Origin of the sequence: Arthrobacter sp. zg-Y844 (assembly GCF_024385465.1) — a bacterium.
Taxonomy (GTDB): domain Bacteria; phylum Actinomycetota; class Actinomycetes; order Actinomycetales; family Micrococcaceae; genus Arthrobacter_B.
Map to the genome: position 1 here is coordinate 502771 of NZ_JANFLS010000002.1, position 14137 is coordinate 516907.

Here is a 14137-nt window from a genome sequence, read left to right on the forward strand (position 1 = left end):
CGGCCCTCAGCGGCCCTGGCTAATCAGTTCGTGGAAGTGGGCGAGCATCCGTGCCGCGTCGGGCCGGATGCCGGTAATCAGTTCAAAGGCATCCACGGCCTGGCCCACGGCCATCCGGCCGCCGTCCAGCACCCGGCAGCCCCGCGCCTGGGCGCCGCGGATCAGTTCCGTTTCCACCGGACGGTAGACGACGTCGGCCACCCACTGGGAGGAGTTGAGCAGGTCCAGGTCCACGGCAAGGCCTGGATGGGAATGCATCCCCACCGGAGTGGCATGGACCAGGCCGTCGGCACCGGGCAGGACGGCGGGGAGGTCAGCGGGCGTGCCGGCGCTGATCCGCTGGTCCGGGAAAAGCCCGGACAGCGCGGCTGCGCGTTCTGCGGCACGATCGGGGTCCAGGTCCAGCAGGGTCAGCTCGCCGGTTCCGGCTTTGAGGAGGGCGTAGGCCACGGCGGCGCCGGCACCACCCACGCCCAGCTGGACCACCGAGTCCAGCGCGGCATCCGGAAGTCCGCCGGCCAGCGCCCCGCCGAAGCCGGAGAAATCGGTGTTGTGCCCGATGAACCGGCCGTCCCGGATCAGGACCGTGTTTACTGCGCCGAGCCGCTCGGCGTCGTCCGACACGACATCAAGTTCGGCCAGGACCAGCTGCTTGCAGGGATGCGTCACGTTGAAGGCATTGAAACCCAGGTCCCGGCCTGCGCGAAGCAGCGCTCCGACATCGGTGCCCGGGCGGCCCAGCTGAGTGAGGTCAATCGGCCGGTAAATGTACCGGAGCCCCTGGTGATCGGCCTCCCTTTCATGCATGGGCGGGGTAAGGGAGGCGGTGATGCCTTCCCCGATCAACCCGACAATGAATGATTCCTCGGTGCCGCTCATGGCGCTGTTCCTTCCGGTGCCTACGTGCGGGCGGCAGTGCCTTTCGAACACGCAGGACACATATGCGCCGCTGCTTGCCGGACCCTTAGCTGTGGGCTACATTACTTCAAGCGTACGGACAATGCACACAAGTGCGTATAGCGCACACCGCCCCGGAGTTCCGTACCCCCCCCCACCACAGCCCACGTCAGGAGAGATGCAATGGACGCATCCGCCCCCGCTGGACCAGCAACGGGCAAGACCCCGCGCAAGGCCGCCACTGCCAGCTTTATGGGCAGTGCCGTCGAGTACTACGACTTCTTCATCTTCGGTTCCGCTGCCGCGCTCATTTTCCCGCGCGTGTTCTTCCCGGACGCCGACACCCAGGCCAGCGTCATGTCGCTCGCCACCTTCGGCTTCGCCTATATTGCCCGTCCGGTCGGCGCCGTCATTCTCGGGCATTTCGGTGACCGGGTGGGCCGCCAGAAGGTCCTGATGTTCACCCTCCTGCTGATGGGCGGAAGCACCTTCCTGATCGGCTGCCTGCCGGACTTCAATACGATCGGCTGGTGGGCTCCGGTCCTGCTGGTCTTCTGCCGCCTGATGCAGGGACTTTCCGCCGCAGGCGAGCAGGCCGGTGCCAGTTCCATGACCCTGGAACACGCGCCGGACAACCGCCGCTCGTTCTTCACGTCCTGGACACTGACAGGTACCCAGGGCGGGCAGATCCTTGCCGCACTGGTGTTCATCCCCGTGGTTGCCCTGCCGGACGACATCAAATACGGCATCGGCTGGCGCATTCCGTTCTGGCTGAGCGCCGTGGTTGTCGTCGTCACCTACTTCATCCGCCGCTCGCTGCATGAAACCCCCACCTTCACGGAGGCCAAGGAACGCAACGAGATCGCGAAGCTGCCGGTAGGCGTCCTGCTGAAGGACCACTGGCGCGACGTACTGCGGGTCATCTGCTGCGCCTTTATTGCAGCGGTTTCCACCGTCTACGGGACACTGGCCATCAAGTACGGCACCGAGGTAGGCAACGTGGACGCGAACATTACGCTCTGGCTCGTGGTGGCCGGCAACGTCTTCGCACTGTTCACGCAGCCGCTGTTCGGCCGGCTGGCCGACCGGATCGGCCGCCGTCCGGTCTTCATCTACGGCGCACTGTCCAGCGCGGTGATCATGCCGTTCTACCTGCTGTCCATGGAGTCCGGTAACACCCTGCTGCAGTTCGCCCTCTCCGTGGCGGTCTTCTCCTTCGGCTACGCGGCGGCGAACGCTGTCTGGCCGTCGTTCTACGGAGAGATGTTCAGCGCCAAGGTCCGATTCTCGGGCCTCGCCATCGGCACGCAGCTCGGCTTCCTGATGGCCGGTTTTGCACCGTCCATCGTTGCTGCCATCGGCGGACTGGAGCCCGGCGGATGGCTGGTGACCAGCGTATTCACCGGCACTATCTGCGCCATCGCCGCCATTTCCGCCCTCACCGCCAAGGAGACCGCGCACACCCCGACGGCGGAACTGGGCCTGAACCTGGCCAAGGCCGCCGCGCCGGTGCGCCCGGCCACGGCATAGGGACGGCAAGCACCAGTACAAGCACAAGCCAACAGGGCCGGGGCGGGAACTTTTCCCGCCCCGGCCCTGTGCCGTCTGCAGCGGTGCCATCTGCCGCAGTGTCACATACCGCGCAGCCGCGCCCGGCGCGAAGTCCAGGCGATGTATCCGCCCAACGCCCCCGTAGACGCGAGCCCGGCACTCATCAGCGGTGCCTGCCACGATTTCCAGCGGGACGAATCACCCAGCGTCAGCTCCCCCACTCCACGAATAAACGCCGACGCGAAGATTGCCGCCACCAGCCGGTTTCCCACGCGCTCCAGCCGCATTACCAGCGGAAGCAGTTCCTCGCCGCGGAGGTGGACCTCCACCCCCTCGATCTCCAGGGTGCTGAGCAGCCGGCGGGCCTGGTCCGGCAGTTCGGCACCCAGCTCCAGGACCTCCGTTCCGGCACGGCCGAGCCTGCGGGCATAGTTCACCGGGTTCAGCTGCTGCAGTGCCATCCTGCGCGCATAGGGGCCCAGGGTGGGGCCGAGCCGGAACTGGGGATCCAGCACCTCGCCCATGCCTTCGGTCATGATCAGCATCCTCAGCAGCAGCGCCATTTCCCGCGGCAGCTGGATGTGGTGCGTGCGCAGGATGCCCAGCCCGGTGGTAATGATGGTTCCCACCGGTGCCGACGCCAGGTCCTTGCCGGAATACAGGCGGATCAGCGGACCAAGGTCCATCCTGAGCTTCACGCGGTTCACCCGCATCCCGGAAGCATTGATCCGGACCAGCGCATTGGTGATCCGCTCCGGATCCTTGCGCACAATGCCGATGAACAGGGCAGACAGCTGGCTGCGCAGCTTCTCGTCCACCTCGCCCACCATGCCGAAGTCGATCAGTCCCACCCGGCCGCCGGGCTCCACGAAGAGGTTTCCCGGGTGCGGGTCGGCATGGAAAAACCCGTCATCGAAGACCATCTTCATTTCGACGCGTGAGGCAGCCACCGCCAGCGCCGGACGGTCGATCCCGGCGGCGTCGAGAGCGGCAACGTCCGTGACCTTCATTCCGCGGATCCGGTCCATTGTCAGGACACGGGAGGTGCTGTGGTCCCAATAAACGTAGGGAATGGTTATCGCAGCGTCGTCTTCGAAGTTGGCCCGGAACCGGTCCGCGTTGCGGCCTTCCTGGAGATAGTCCAGCTCCGAGCGAAGCGTGGACGCGAACTCGTCCATCAGTCCGGTGAGGTCGTAGTCGCGGGCGGCTTCCCAGCGTTTGCTGGCCGCGTTGGCCAGGTTCTGCAGGATTTCCAGGTCCTGTTCCACCTGGGCAGCGATCCCGGGCCGGCGTACCTTGACCACCACCTCCGTGCCGTCCTTCAGGACGGCGGCATAGACCTGCCCGATCGAGGCGCTTGCCATGACCGTGGTGTCGAAGGACCGGAAGACCTCCAACGGGTCTCCGCCCAGTTCCTGGTGCAGCTCGTCCTTGATCTGCGGCCACGGGACCGCTTCGGCGTCATCCTGCAGCTTCGCCAGTTCACTCTGGTAGTCCGGGGGCAGCAGGTCGGGACGGGTGGAGAGCAACTGGCCCATCTTCACGTACGTGGCACCGAGCTCCTCGAGGGCCGTACGCAGGTACTCCGGACGGGTGCGGGGTTTGCCTCCCGCCTCGGCCGCGTGCTGGCGGCGGAACGGCAGCCTGCCCTCCAGGCCAAGGGCGGACACCAGGAAGCCAAGGCCGTTGCGGGAGAGGATCTCGGCGATCTGCCGATAACGGTCCAGCTGGCTGATCATTGGTCTGCTCCGTCCGCGAAGGCTCGGTTCTCCGCTGCTGTTCGCTAACGAAACACTAGCCGCAGGGCAGGTTCCGCCGACAGGTCCTTCGTGCCTGCACCTCTTCTGTCGCCCGGTGCTCTTCTCCCGGCTGCGGAGGGCACCTAGACTCCGGCACATGCCGATGTCCTCACCTGACCAGCCGTCCGCCGCTTCGCTGCGGGAGCGGGTGTCTTCCCTCCCGCCGGATGAAAGACCCGCCCTGCTGTCCGGAGCGTCTTTCTGGACCACCGTCGCTGCCCCGGCGGCGGGGCTCCGGCCCCTGGTGCTCTCCGACGGGCCACACGGTATCCGGCGTCCACGCAGCGAGTCGGAACCCGGAATCGGTGACGCGCTGCCTGCCACCTGCTTCCCTGCGGAATGCCTCACCGCGTGTTCCTGGGACCCGGACCTGCTGGCCCGGCTCGGCACGGCGACGGCGAAGGAAGCGGCAGCTGCGCATGTCGACGTCGTGCTGGGGCCGGGACTGAACATCAAGCGCACTCCCCTGTGCGGGCGCAACTTCGAGTACTTTTCCGAAGACCCGCTGCTCGCCGGCGCGCTGGGTGCCGCCTGGATCCGCGCCCTCCAGTCCGAGGGGGTGGCTGCCTGCCCCAAGCATTTCGCGGCGAACAACCAGGAAGCGGACCGGATGCGGATTGACGCGTCGGTGGACGAACGCACCCTGCACGAGATTTACCTCCGGGCCTTCGAAACGGTGGTTCGGACCGCACACCCGTGGACCCTGATGGCTGCCTACAACAAGGTCAACGGCATCCACGCCGCGGAGAATGCCTGGCTGCTGCAGACGGTCCTGCGTGACGAGTGGGGATTCGACGGCCTGGTGATGTCCGACTGGGGTGCGGTCACCGACCGGGCGGCGGCGCTCGACGCCGGACTGGACCTGGAAATGCCCGCCAGCGGCGGATTGGGGCCGGCGGAGCTGCAGGCCGGACTGGAAGCCGGCACCGTCAACCAGGAGATGGTGGATTCATCCGCGGCGAGGCTCCTGCAGCTGGCGGATCGCACCGCCTCGCCGTCGCACAGCAGCGCGGACCCTGACGAACACCACCGGCTGGCACGCGAGGCCGCTGCGGCCTCCATGGTGCTCTTGAAGAACGAGGGCGGGATCCTGCCGCTCTCCCCCGGTCTCCGACTGGCCGTGGTGGGCGAGCTGGCCCGCACCCCGCGGTACCAGGGCGCCGGCTCCTCGCAGGTGACCCCCACGCGGGTCAGCGTTCCGCTGGAGGTCCTGTCCGAGCGGACCGCTGCGGCCGTCTTTGCCGCCGGCTACCGGCTGGACGGAACGCCCGACCCGGAGCTGGTGGCCGAGGCTGAAGCCGCTGCCGCCGCTGCGGACGCAGTGCTGTTCTTCCTTGGCCTGCCCGAGGACAAGGAGTCGGAGGGATTCGACCGGCCGGACCTGGCCCTGCCGGAAAACCAGTTGGCGCTGCTGCGGGCGGTGACCTCCGCCAACCCCTGGACAGTGGTGGTCCTGTTCAACGGCGGCGCCGTGGAGACCGGGTGGGTGGAGCAGGTACCGGCCGTGCTGGAGGCGTGGCTGCCCGGCCAGGCCGGAGGCGAGGCGCTGGCGGATGTCCTGCTGGGAGATGTGAACCCGTCCGGAAAGCTGGCGGAAACCTTCCCCCGGCGGATCGAAGACACTCCGGCGTTTGGGAACTATCCCGGCGAGGCAGGCACGGTCCGCTACGGCGAAGGGGTGCTGGTGGGCTACCGCTGGTATGACGCGCGTGGGATCGAACCGGCGTTCGCCTTCGGGCACGGCCTGTCCTACACCGCTTTCGACTACACCGGCCTGGACCTCCGCCTTGTGGACACGGATACGGGGCCTGCCTTGGCCGTCGGGGCAACGCTCACGAATATCGGCAGCCGGGCCGGAGCCGAAGTCCTGCAGGTGTACTCCGGCGCTCCGGCGGGACCCGCGGTACGGCCGCCGCGCGAGCTCCGGGCCTTCCGCAAGGTCTTCCTCGAACCCGGCGCCTCGGCTCCGGTTGCGCTGACGGTACCGCTGCGGGAGCTGGCGAGGTTCGACCCGGCGTCGCACCGGTGGATCACCGACGGCGGAACCTACCGCATCGACGTCGGGTCCTCCTCCCGGGACATCCGGCTCAGCGGAACCATCGACCTGCCCGGCACCGACGGCGGCACGGCGGCGCCGCTGACACTGGATTCGACTATCGCACAATGGCTGGCGCATCCGCTGGGCCGGCAGCTGCTGGGCGGCGGGGACCCGGGCATGGCCGACGCGCTGGCGCTCATGGGCAGTATGCCGCTGCGCCGGCTGGCCCGGTTTCCCGGCACCCCCCTAACGCGGGACCGGCTGGCCGCACTGGAACAGGCACTGCGCGGCGCCGGCCCTGCGGGAGGCGCATCCGGCTAGGCGCCGAGCAGGGACCGGTAGATTTCCTCATGCGCTGCGGCTACCTGCCGGCGCTCAGCGGTCCGTTCCCCGCGGCTCATTCCCGGCCAGCTCCGGGCAGCGTGCACCTGCTTGAGCGCGCTGGCCAGGGACTGGGCATCGAGGCCGTCCTCGTTATGCACGAATTCCGTGACGCCGGCACGCTGCTGGGCGTAGAAGCCGCAGGACGGCGCCAGCACGGCCGTGCCCAGATCGGTGCACGCTTCGAGCCAGCCGGAATGGGTGCCGAACCGGTACGGCAGCACGGACACATCCAGGCTCGACAGGTAGTCCCAGAGCTGCGGTTCGTCGAAGTAGTCCCGGACCTGCAGCTCGAGCCGTCCGGCCGCGGCGGCCTCCGCCAGCCAGCGGTGCAGTTCCGGCCGGTACTTGTCCCCTCCGGGAGTGAGGATGTCCGGATGCCCGTTCACCTGCAGCACGGCACCGGGAAGCTGTTCCACGGCGTCGAGCAGGTCCGGAAGGACCGCCCCCTCCATCATGTTCGGGCGCAGGCTCTTCAGGTGCACACCGACGCGGAACTCCTCCCGCGGACCGGCTGCCAGCCGCAGGGTCTGGCGCCGCTCAAGCTCCGCCAGATCCACCACGTGCGGATGCGGCAGCACGTGCGGGCGGCGGCCCCACCGGCGCTCGACGACGGCGGCGGCCCCGGGCGTCAGCGTGATGAGTTCATCGGCTGCGGCAATCAGCACATCCAGCTGCGCGTCATGCGCCTCCGGAGTGAGGTGGTGCGGATTGCGCAGATCGTGGACCGTGTAGACCAGCGGTTTCCCCTGGGCCTTCAGCTCGTCGGTAACCGCCTGCAGGTCCCGGGGCGAAATGGCGTCGAAGCCGAAGTGGATGTGCATCAGGTCGAAGCTGTCCGCGTTCTCCCGGATCCAGCCGGCGTCCAGCATGACCGGCGGCCACCACGTCGCCTCCGTGGACTGGCCGGGATTGCGGGGGTCCGGGTCCGGCAGGCGTACCACCGGGTTCCGCTCCCCCGGGACGGCGCCGGTATGCCGGATATAGACCTGGCTGTGCGGCACTGACGCCACCCTGATGTTCGATCCTTCCGGCCTGCCCACGCATCCTCTTCCGCCGCTGTAAACAATCCGTGTTCAGTATACTTAGTATTTTGCGGCGCCCGCGGAGGGCGCCCCCGGCGGAAGGAAAGAATGCAGCCGCAGCAGACCGCCCCGGAGCAGGCGTTTTCGGTGCTCATCATCAGCTCCGGACGAGATGCCCACCTGGCCAACGCCGTCCGCGGGATCAGCCGCTCCACCCGCCGGCCGGCAGAGATCGTGGTCTGCTACCTGAACCAGCCTGAGGCTGTTCCCCCGCCGAGCGACGTGCCGCTGCGGGTGGTCCATGCGGCGTCGGGCGCCGGCGAACCGCTGCCGCTGGGGGCGGGCAGGAACGCCGCTGCTGCAGCGGCGCGGTCCGAAACACTGGTCTTCCTCGACGTGGACTGCATTCCCGCAACTGGCATGTTCGGGCACCTGCTGTCGGACCTGGACCGCACCCGCGGCCTGGTGATGGCCGCCCCCCGCTACCTCACGGCAGATGCGGACGTGCCGGGGTGGGTATCCGACGGCGACGATCAGGTGCTGTACCGGGACTCCGTACCGCACCACGCACGTGCTGCCCTGGCACCGGCGCCGGGAGAACCGGCACGTGCCTCGCAGGAATACGCCCTGTTCTGGTCCCTGGGGTTTGCCGTGCACCGCGGGACATTCGAACGGATCGGCGGCTTTGACGAGTCCTTTGCCGGGTACGGCGGCGAGGACACGGACTTCGCCTTCACCGCGCAGCGGAAGGCGGTCCCGCTGGCATTTTCCGGGGCAACCATGTTCCACCAGCACCACGGCGTTCACCGGCCGCCGCTGCAGCACCTGGAATCCATTGTCATTAACGCCAAGGCGTTCCGGGGCAAATGGGGCAGCTGGCCGATGACCGGCTGGCTCGACGCCTTTGCCCGGGACGGCTACGTATCCTGGGAGCGCGACGGCGGGGACCTGCGGCTGCTGCGCCGTCCGGGTCCCGCCGAGCTCGCCGCCGCCCGCGTCAATGCGCCGTACTGACGTCCCTGCCGGCGGGAACGGGTTCCCCCTCGCTCCCGGAGACGGCCGACTCGACGGCGGCCAGGAACCGTTCCCGGAAGTGGGCGGGAGAAACCAGCAGGGTCCTGGCCAGCAGCTGCGGATCGGTCCCGCGCAGTTCTTCCAGCAGGCCCCGCCAGTCCGCCACTGAGGCGAAGCTTGGCGCGGCGGCTGCGCCAGCCGACGCGAGCGAAGAGGCAAAAACGGCCTGTTCCCGGAACGGCCGGGGTTCGGGAATCAGCAGCGCCGGACGGCGTGCGGCGGCCGCGGCGGCCACCGCATTGTGGCCGGCAGAGGTGACCACCACATCCGCGGCGGCCAGCCGGGGCCCCGGATCCGCCACTACGCCCAGCAGCGACACATTCGCGGGAACCTGCCCCGGGGCGCCGGCGGTATGTCCCATAACGTCCCACTGCCACCCCGGTGTCTGCCGGGCCGCGGCAAGGACGTCCTCAAGTGATACGCCGCTGCCGCCCAGGGAGGTCTGCACCGCGACGGTCCGGGGCCGCACGGGGATGGGCCCGGGTGCGGTGTCCGGAGCGAGCATGCCCAGATAAGTGCTCTTGGAGCCGTAAGCCTGCAGATGCGCCGGATCTTCGATGGCTTCCGGGAAGTAGGCGATGAGCCGGTGAACGGAGTCGTAGGCCAGCAGGTGTGCCGTGTCGGTCCGTTCCCCGTGCATCCGGCGGTGGATAACCGGATAGCCCGCGAGCCTGGCAAAGGCGGCGACCTCCACGGACACATCCACGACCACCACGTCCGGGGCGAACTCTTCCCAGAGCCGGTGCAGCTGGCTGAAGCGGGACTGCAGCGCCGGACCTGCCGGCGCATAGTGCAGGAAGCTCCCCGGCCCGGGCGCGAAGGGTCCGTCGGGTCCGACGTCGGGCGGGAGCGGCGCGAACCGCGCTCCCCCGGGCAGGCGCGGAAGTCCCCCGGCCGGGGTGGTGCCGGTGACAAGCAGCTCCACGGCAGCCAGCCGGGCAATGTTGGCGGCGTGACGCAGGTGTCCGGTGCCGTGGTGGTGCGCGTAGTAGGCCACGCGTGGCATGCGGGAAGAAGGCAAGTGCTGCTCCTGTTAAGGCACGAGGACGGCGTCGGGATGGCCGGAGTCGGGCAGGCCGTCCGGTTGGGGCAGGGAACGCATCTGCTCCTCGTAGGAATCCACCATGGCTGAGGCGCTGAAGCGGGCCGCGGATTTCCGTACCCGCTCACGGTCGAGACCGCGGGCGTCCGTGACGGCTGCGGCCAGGGCATCGGCACCGAGGCCTTCCGCGAGCCGGCCGCCGTCGGCGTCGATGATTTCCGGCATGGCGCCCAGAGGCAGGGCAGCCACCGGCGTACCGCAGGCCATTGCCTCCAGCGCGGTCAATCCGAAGGGCTCGGACCAGACAGGCGAGGCAATGAAGACCTCTCCGGACCCAAGGAAGGCGGCCAGCTCCCGGTGGTCGAGGTGGCCGACGTGCTGCACCCCGCGGCCCAGGTGCGGTGCGACGGTGCGTTCGAAATACTTCGCATCGCTGATCGGCCCGGCGAAGTGCAGTTCCATCCCTGCCATCCTGGCCGCGTCAATCGCTATGTGCAGGCCCTTTTCGGGCGTGACCCGTCCGGCCCAGACGACGGTTCCGGTACGGTGTCCGGTGCCTGCGGGCCAGTCCGCCAGCCGGATGCCGTTGTGGATGACGTGCAGGTCCGGCAGGTGCGCGGACCAGCCGGTGGCATTGCGGGCCGAAACACTGACGAAGCGGTGCAGCGGTGAGAGCGGCGCGCGACCGTCCTCCACGGCGTCCACGATCCACGGCAGCGGCGGGGTGTGGAGGATGGTCAGCATGGGCACATCCGCCAGCTCCAGGTACGGGAGCAGGCTCAGGGAGTTGTTCACGACGACGTCGAAAGCGCCTGCCCGGACCGCGGCAACGGCGGAGCCCAGCGCGGCGTCGAGGGACTGCTGCTGCCGCTGCATTTGTGCGGGAGCCAGCCCGCGCCGGAATTCGAAGGTTTCCGGGAGGACCTCCACCACCCGGCCGCCGGACACGGAGCCGGCCTTGGCGAAGAGCGTAACGTCGTGGCCGCGGGACGCGAGTTCGTCTGCCATCAGCGAGGTGTGCATTTCGAGCCCGCCCTGGAACGGGCTGGAGATCGGGTGGTGCAGGTGGGACAGGACGGCTATGCGCAATGGTTTCCCGCCTGCCGCACGCCCCTGCGGCAGGGGGAAGTCAAGACTCATATTAGTAAGTATGCCTTGTATTCGCGGCCCGCACCTGAGCAGGCAGGCGGGTACTGGCAGGCGGAGCCGCTAGGCGGAGTACGGTTCCACGCCGAACGGCACCGGCGGGATGTGGTGGGAAGGCAGGCGGTCGCGGTCGTAACTGATGGTGGTGTAGCCGTGCGGGACGGGCTTGCCTTCTTCATCCAGGTTGACGAACACGATCTTGTCGATCGTCAGGATGCTGCGGCGGGTAATCATGTTCCGCACTTCTGCCTGCATGGTCAGCGACGTGCGGCCGAACTTGGTTGCCGTGAGCCCCATTTCAATCAGGTCGCCCTGCACCGCCGAGCTGACGAAGTTGATCTCCGACATGAATTTGGTGACCACTCGGCCGTTGCCCATCTGCAGGATGGCATAGACCGTAGCTTCTTCGTCGATCCAGCGCAGCAGGCTGCCGCCGAACAGGGTGCCGTTGGCGTTCAGGTCCTCGGGGCGGACCCACTTGCGGGTGTGGAAATTGATGTTCTCGAGGGGCATATATTCAGCTTATCCACAGGACTGTTGCTCATCGGCCGGATCCGTGGATGCCTTGCTCACAGACCCCTGTTAGCTGTCTGACGCTGCTGTGACGGCGCTCCCGGGCAGACGGCCGCCGCTTCAGTCGGGGACCTCATTCAGCTGGTCGCCGAGATGGGTCAGGTCACCGTCCGGTGGAACCTCCATGGCTTCGAGCGCTGCGGCCTGATGCAGGTCCCGGATCAGGTCCGCCGACCCGCCCACGATCGTGGAGTCGAAGTCGATCTCGGAGGCCAGGAACCATGCGCCGTCGGCCGGCCAGAGAAGATTGGGGCTCTGGATCGGATCCCAGCCGTTGTGCTCCTGCCAGCCCGGTTCGGCAAAGACCGCCAGGCTGCCGGCAAACAACAGGTAGTCGCGCAGCGGCAGCTCGAGGCGGCGCGCGGTCTGCACGGACTCGTGGCCCCGGAAGGGCTGCGCCGGCCCCTCCGGGTCTCCGGCGCCCGGGAACCCGGGAAGGGTCTCCCCGCTGCCGGCCACCCAGCCGTACCCGTCCCACAGCCCGGCAAAGCAACGGCCGGAAGTTTGTGTGTGTGCACCGAGAATGCGGCTTACCTCGGCCAGGGTGCCCGCCGGGAGCGCGCCGACCAACGGGTCTTCATAGTGCCACCCCGGTTCATTCGATACCGGATTGCGGTAGCCGGCCAGAATGGAGGACCACTGCATCATCGGATGGGCCACCGTGCCGCGCACCTCCGCCAGCTCTTCCCAGCGCATGGGGCGGGACTCGGCACGTACCGGCCCGTCCTGCTGCCAGCCCAGCAGCTGCGCCCGGATCGGGTGGAAAACCCGTGCGTAGGCCTCGAACCCGCCGGGAACGGTGCCCGCAACTGTACCGGGCTCAGCCAGCCGCTCCGCGATCCAGACTCCGGACTGCGGATCGGAAAGCGGCCCTTCCAAGCTCGTCATGCGGCCCAGTATGCCCTACCGGACCCCGCAGCGGGTGCCGCTGCGGCAAGGGCTGCCGTGCCGTAGGCAGATCGGCCGGCTAGCTGAAACGTGCCGCACCCCCGGCAGCCGGCAGGTCCCGCGCGTCAACCGGTCCCTGGTCCAGCCGGAACGGCGGGTATTCGTCGCGCATCAGCGCCGTGTAAGCCAGGACGCGGTAGGACCAGCGCTGCAGGCCCATAACGAACTCGAACAGCGGACGCGGATAGCGGCCGGTGAACAACAGGGCCACTGCAGCGACCAGGACCAGCAGGGTCAGCAGGGAGATGCCCACTGTCCAGCCGCCGGCCGACCGCAGGCCTTCGCCGGCCGGGTCCGTTGCCCAGTTCACCGCCGAGCCGCCGTCGCCCATGCTTCGGTCCCACCCGCCGAACGGGCCGTTTTGGCGCACAATGACGTAGCCGGACCCGGTGAACGCCCCCACGATCAGTGCCTGCGGGATAACCAGCAGCCACCACTTCACCAGGACCAGCCCGCGCGAAAGCCGTTCCGGGTAGGCAACGTCGAAGTCCGCCGGATAGTCGGTGCGCTCCAGGCTGAAGGGCGGATACCTGTCCGTGCCCAGCACGCCTGTGGCATAGAACGCCACCCGCCAGCTCCAGCGGAGCACCCCCACGTTGAACTCGAAAAGCCCCCGCGGATAACGGGCAGTGAAGAGGATGGCGAAACCCGCAATGACGGTGGCTACCCAGAAGGCGATCCACAGGAAGGCCAGCAGGATGAAGTGCGGAATGGCCAGGAACCACTTCACCAGCCACAACCAGCGGGAGAGCCCCGGGTCCAGTTCCCCGTAGAGCCGGGCCGGATACGGTGCCCCGGTGCCTCCAGCGGACAGCTGCGCTGCCCGGGCGCCGGACAACGCCGGTGCCTCCGCGGTGCCCGGCGGCGCACCTGCCGCCGTGGCGCCTGCCGGAACCTGCGTCCCCGCCGGCGGGGACGCAGGCGTCTCAGCGGAAGCGGGAACCGGCGCCGCTGCGTAACCATAGGGACCGTGCCCGCCGCTGGGACCGGGGTATGCTCCGGTGTGCTTCCGGCCGGCCAGGATCGCAGCGAGGATCAGCGCCGCGCCGCCGAGCACCAGGACGACGGCCCCGATCAGCAGCCACCAGGCGAGAGGTCCCAGAACGTCGGAGCGGATTCCCACCTGCAGGTCCGCCGTGACCCCGGGAGAGGCGTCGGCGTTCATCACGACGACGGTCCATTCGCCCTCCTGCAGCGGCCACACAAGCTCCTGCGTGCCGGTTCCTGCGGAAGAGGCGGACCAGAAGTCCTGCTCCCCCGGCGGGGCCGGTGCGGCGGCGCCCGGGCTCTCCTCGTATTGCGCGGAGAAGGGATCGAACGTAACGTCTCCGAGTTCCGAATGGGCAACCCCGGCCAGGTACCGGTCGACGTCGGCCCTGGACGCAATCCCGATAAACAGCTCACCGTCGGGGTCGGTTCCCCGGACCTGCACCCTCCCGACATCGTCCTGAGCCCGGATGCCCGTACTCACCTCGACGTTCTCGCTGGTCAGGGCGTACGAGCCGACACTGTAGGTCTCTTCGGGAACGGATAGGTAGCCGTCGTCGCCCTGGGCCGCGGCCAGGGTTCCCAAGCCGGCAGCGCCGGCCCCGGCAGTCAGTCCGGCGAGGACCAGCAGGGAACCAATAACGATCAGTACGATTCTGCCTGCATTCATGGCGGT

11 protein-coding genes are annotated in these 14137 nt (G+C 68.4%); 3 read left to right on the forward strand and 8 right to left on the reverse strand.

Annotation, left to right across the window (positions count from 1 at the left end; all coding sequences use genetic code 11):
• Nucleotides 1–6: 6 nt before the first annotated feature.
• The gene (locus NNX35_RS09130) at nucleotides 7–879 is read right to left on the reverse strand and encodes a shikimate dehydrogenase (protein WP_255867561.1); all 873 of its coding nucleotides are present in this window, start codon (nucleotides 877–879) and stop codon (nucleotides 7–9) included.
• Nucleotides 880–1080: 201 nt separating this feature from the next.
• Between NNX35_RS09130 and NNX35_RS09135 the strand changes: the two genes are divergently transcribed.
• Nucleotides 1081–2427 carry an MFS transporter gene (locus NNX35_RS09135; protein ID WP_255867562.1) on the forward strand — a complete coding sequence of 449 codons (1347 nt, stop codon included), beginning with the start codon at nucleotides 1081–1083 and terminating at the stop codon, nucleotides 2425–2427.
• A gap of 101 nt (nucleotides 2428–2528) precedes the next feature.
• Here the strand turns inward: NNX35_RS09135 and NNX35_RS09140 are convergent, their stop codons facing one another.
• Nucleotides 2529–4187 carry an AarF/ABC1/UbiB kinase family protein gene (locus NNX35_RS09140; RefSeq protein WP_255766131.1) on the reverse strand — a complete coding sequence of 553 codons (1659 nt, stop codon included), beginning with the start codon at nucleotides 4185–4187 and terminating at the stop codon, nucleotides 2529–2531.
• A 157-nt stretch (nucleotides 4188–4344) separates the two neighbouring features.
• Between NNX35_RS09140 and NNX35_RS09145 the strand changes: the two genes are divergently transcribed.
• Entirely contained in the window at nucleotides 4345–6606 is a 2262-nt protein-coding gene (locus NNX35_RS09145; protein WP_255867563.1) for a glycoside hydrolase family 3 C-terminal domain-containing protein, read from the forward strand.
• Here the strand turns inward: NNX35_RS09145 and NNX35_RS09150 are convergent.
• Nucleotides 6603–7679 carry a glycosyltransferase family 1 protein gene (locus NNX35_RS09150; protein ID WP_255867564.1) on the reverse strand — a complete coding sequence of 359 codons (1077 nt, stop codon included), beginning with the start codon at nucleotides 7677–7679 and terminating at the stop codon, nucleotides 6603–6605. The two genes, NNX35_RS09145 and NNX35_RS09150, sit on opposite strands and share 4 nt — an antisense overlap.
• 120 nt (nucleotides 7680–7799) lie before the next feature.
• Here NNX35_RS09150 and NNX35_RS09155 point away from each other — a divergent pair, with 120 nt between their 5' ends.
• Nucleotides 7800–8705, forward strand: a complete 906-nt coding sequence (locus tag NNX35_RS09155) for a glycosyltransferase family 2 protein (RefSeq protein ID WP_255867565.1) — start codon at nucleotides 7800–7802, stop codon at nucleotides 8703–8705.
• On the opposite strand, the gene NNX35_RS09160 is transcribed toward NNX35_RS09155, so the two are convergent.
• The 5 genes from NNX35_RS09160 to NNX35_RS09180 form a co-directional block, all read right to left on the reverse strand.
• Nucleotides 8689–9786, reverse strand: a complete 1098-nt coding sequence (locus NNX35_RS09160; protein ID WP_255867566.1) for a glycosyltransferase — start codon at nucleotides 9784–9786, stop codon at nucleotides 8689–8691. The two genes, NNX35_RS09155 and NNX35_RS09160, sit on opposite strands and share 17 nt — an antisense overlap.
• 12 nt (nucleotides 9787–9798) lie before the next feature.
• On the reverse strand, nucleotides 9799–10947 hold the full coding sequence (locus NNX35_RS09165; protein WP_255867567.1) for a glycosyltransferase: 1149 nt from the start codon (nucleotides 10945–10947) through the stop codon (nucleotides 9799–9801).
• Between the two features lie 69 nt (nucleotides 10948–11016).
• On the reverse strand, nucleotides 11017–11466 hold the full coding sequence (locus NNX35_RS09170) for an acyl-CoA thioesterase (RefSeq protein ID WP_255766125.1): 450 nt from the start codon (nucleotides 11464–11466) through the stop codon (nucleotides 11017–11019).
• Nucleotides 11467–11586: 120 nt separating this feature from the next.
• A complete protein-coding gene (locus NNX35_RS09175; RefSeq protein WP_255867568.1) occupies nucleotides 11587–12414 on the reverse strand; it encodes a hypothetical protein in 828 nt (275 codons plus the stop codon).
• Between the two features lie 79 nt (nucleotides 12415–12493).
• Nucleotides 12494–14131, reverse strand: coding sequence for a DUF4389 domain-containing protein (locus NNX35_RS09180; RefSeq protein WP_255867569.1), 1638 nt, complete (start codon nucleotides 14129–14131; stop codon nucleotides 12494–12496).
• Between the last annotated feature and the right edge of the window lie 6 nt (nucleotides 14132–14137).

Excerpts from the sequence above, each read along its gene's own strand:
- NNX35_RS09130 (WP_255867561.1), bottom strand. The coding sequence starts at position 879 with ATGAGCGGCACCGAGGAATCATTCATTGTCGGGTTGATCGGGGAAGGC.
- NNX35_RS09155 (WP_255867565.1), top strand. The coding sequence starts at position 7,800 with ATGCAGCCGCAGCAGACCGCCCCGGAGCAGGCGTTTTCGGTGCTCATC.
- NNX35_RS09175 (WP_255867568.1), bottom strand. The coding sequence starts at position 12,414 with ATGACGAGCTTGGAAGGGCCGCTTTCCGATCCGCAGTCCGGAGTCTGG.
- NNX35_RS09165 (WP_255867567.1), bottom strand. The coding sequence starts at position 10,947 with ATGAGTCTTGACTTCCCCCTGCCGCAGGGGCGTGCGGCAGGCGGGAAA.
- NNX35_RS09145 (WP_255867563.1), top strand. The coding sequence starts at position 4,345 with ATGCCGATGTCCTCACCTGACCAGCCGTCCGCCGCTTCGCTGCGGGAG.
- NNX35_RS09140 (WP_255766131.1), bottom strand. The coding sequence starts at position 4,187 with ATGATCAGCCAGCTGGACCGTTATCGGCAGATCGCCGAGATCCTCTCC.
- NNX35_RS09135 (WP_255867562.1), top strand. The coding sequence starts at position 1,081 with ATGGACGCATCCGCCCCCGCTGGACCAGCAACGGGCAAGACCCCGCGC.
- NNX35_RS09170 (WP_255766125.1), bottom strand. The coding sequence starts at position 11,466 with ATGCCCCTCGAGAACATCAATTTCCACACCCGCAAGTGGGTCCGCCCC.
- NNX35_RS09180 (WP_255867569.1), bottom strand. The coding sequence starts at position 14,131 with ATGAATGCAGGCAGAATCGTACTGATCGTTATTGGTTCCCTGCTGGTC.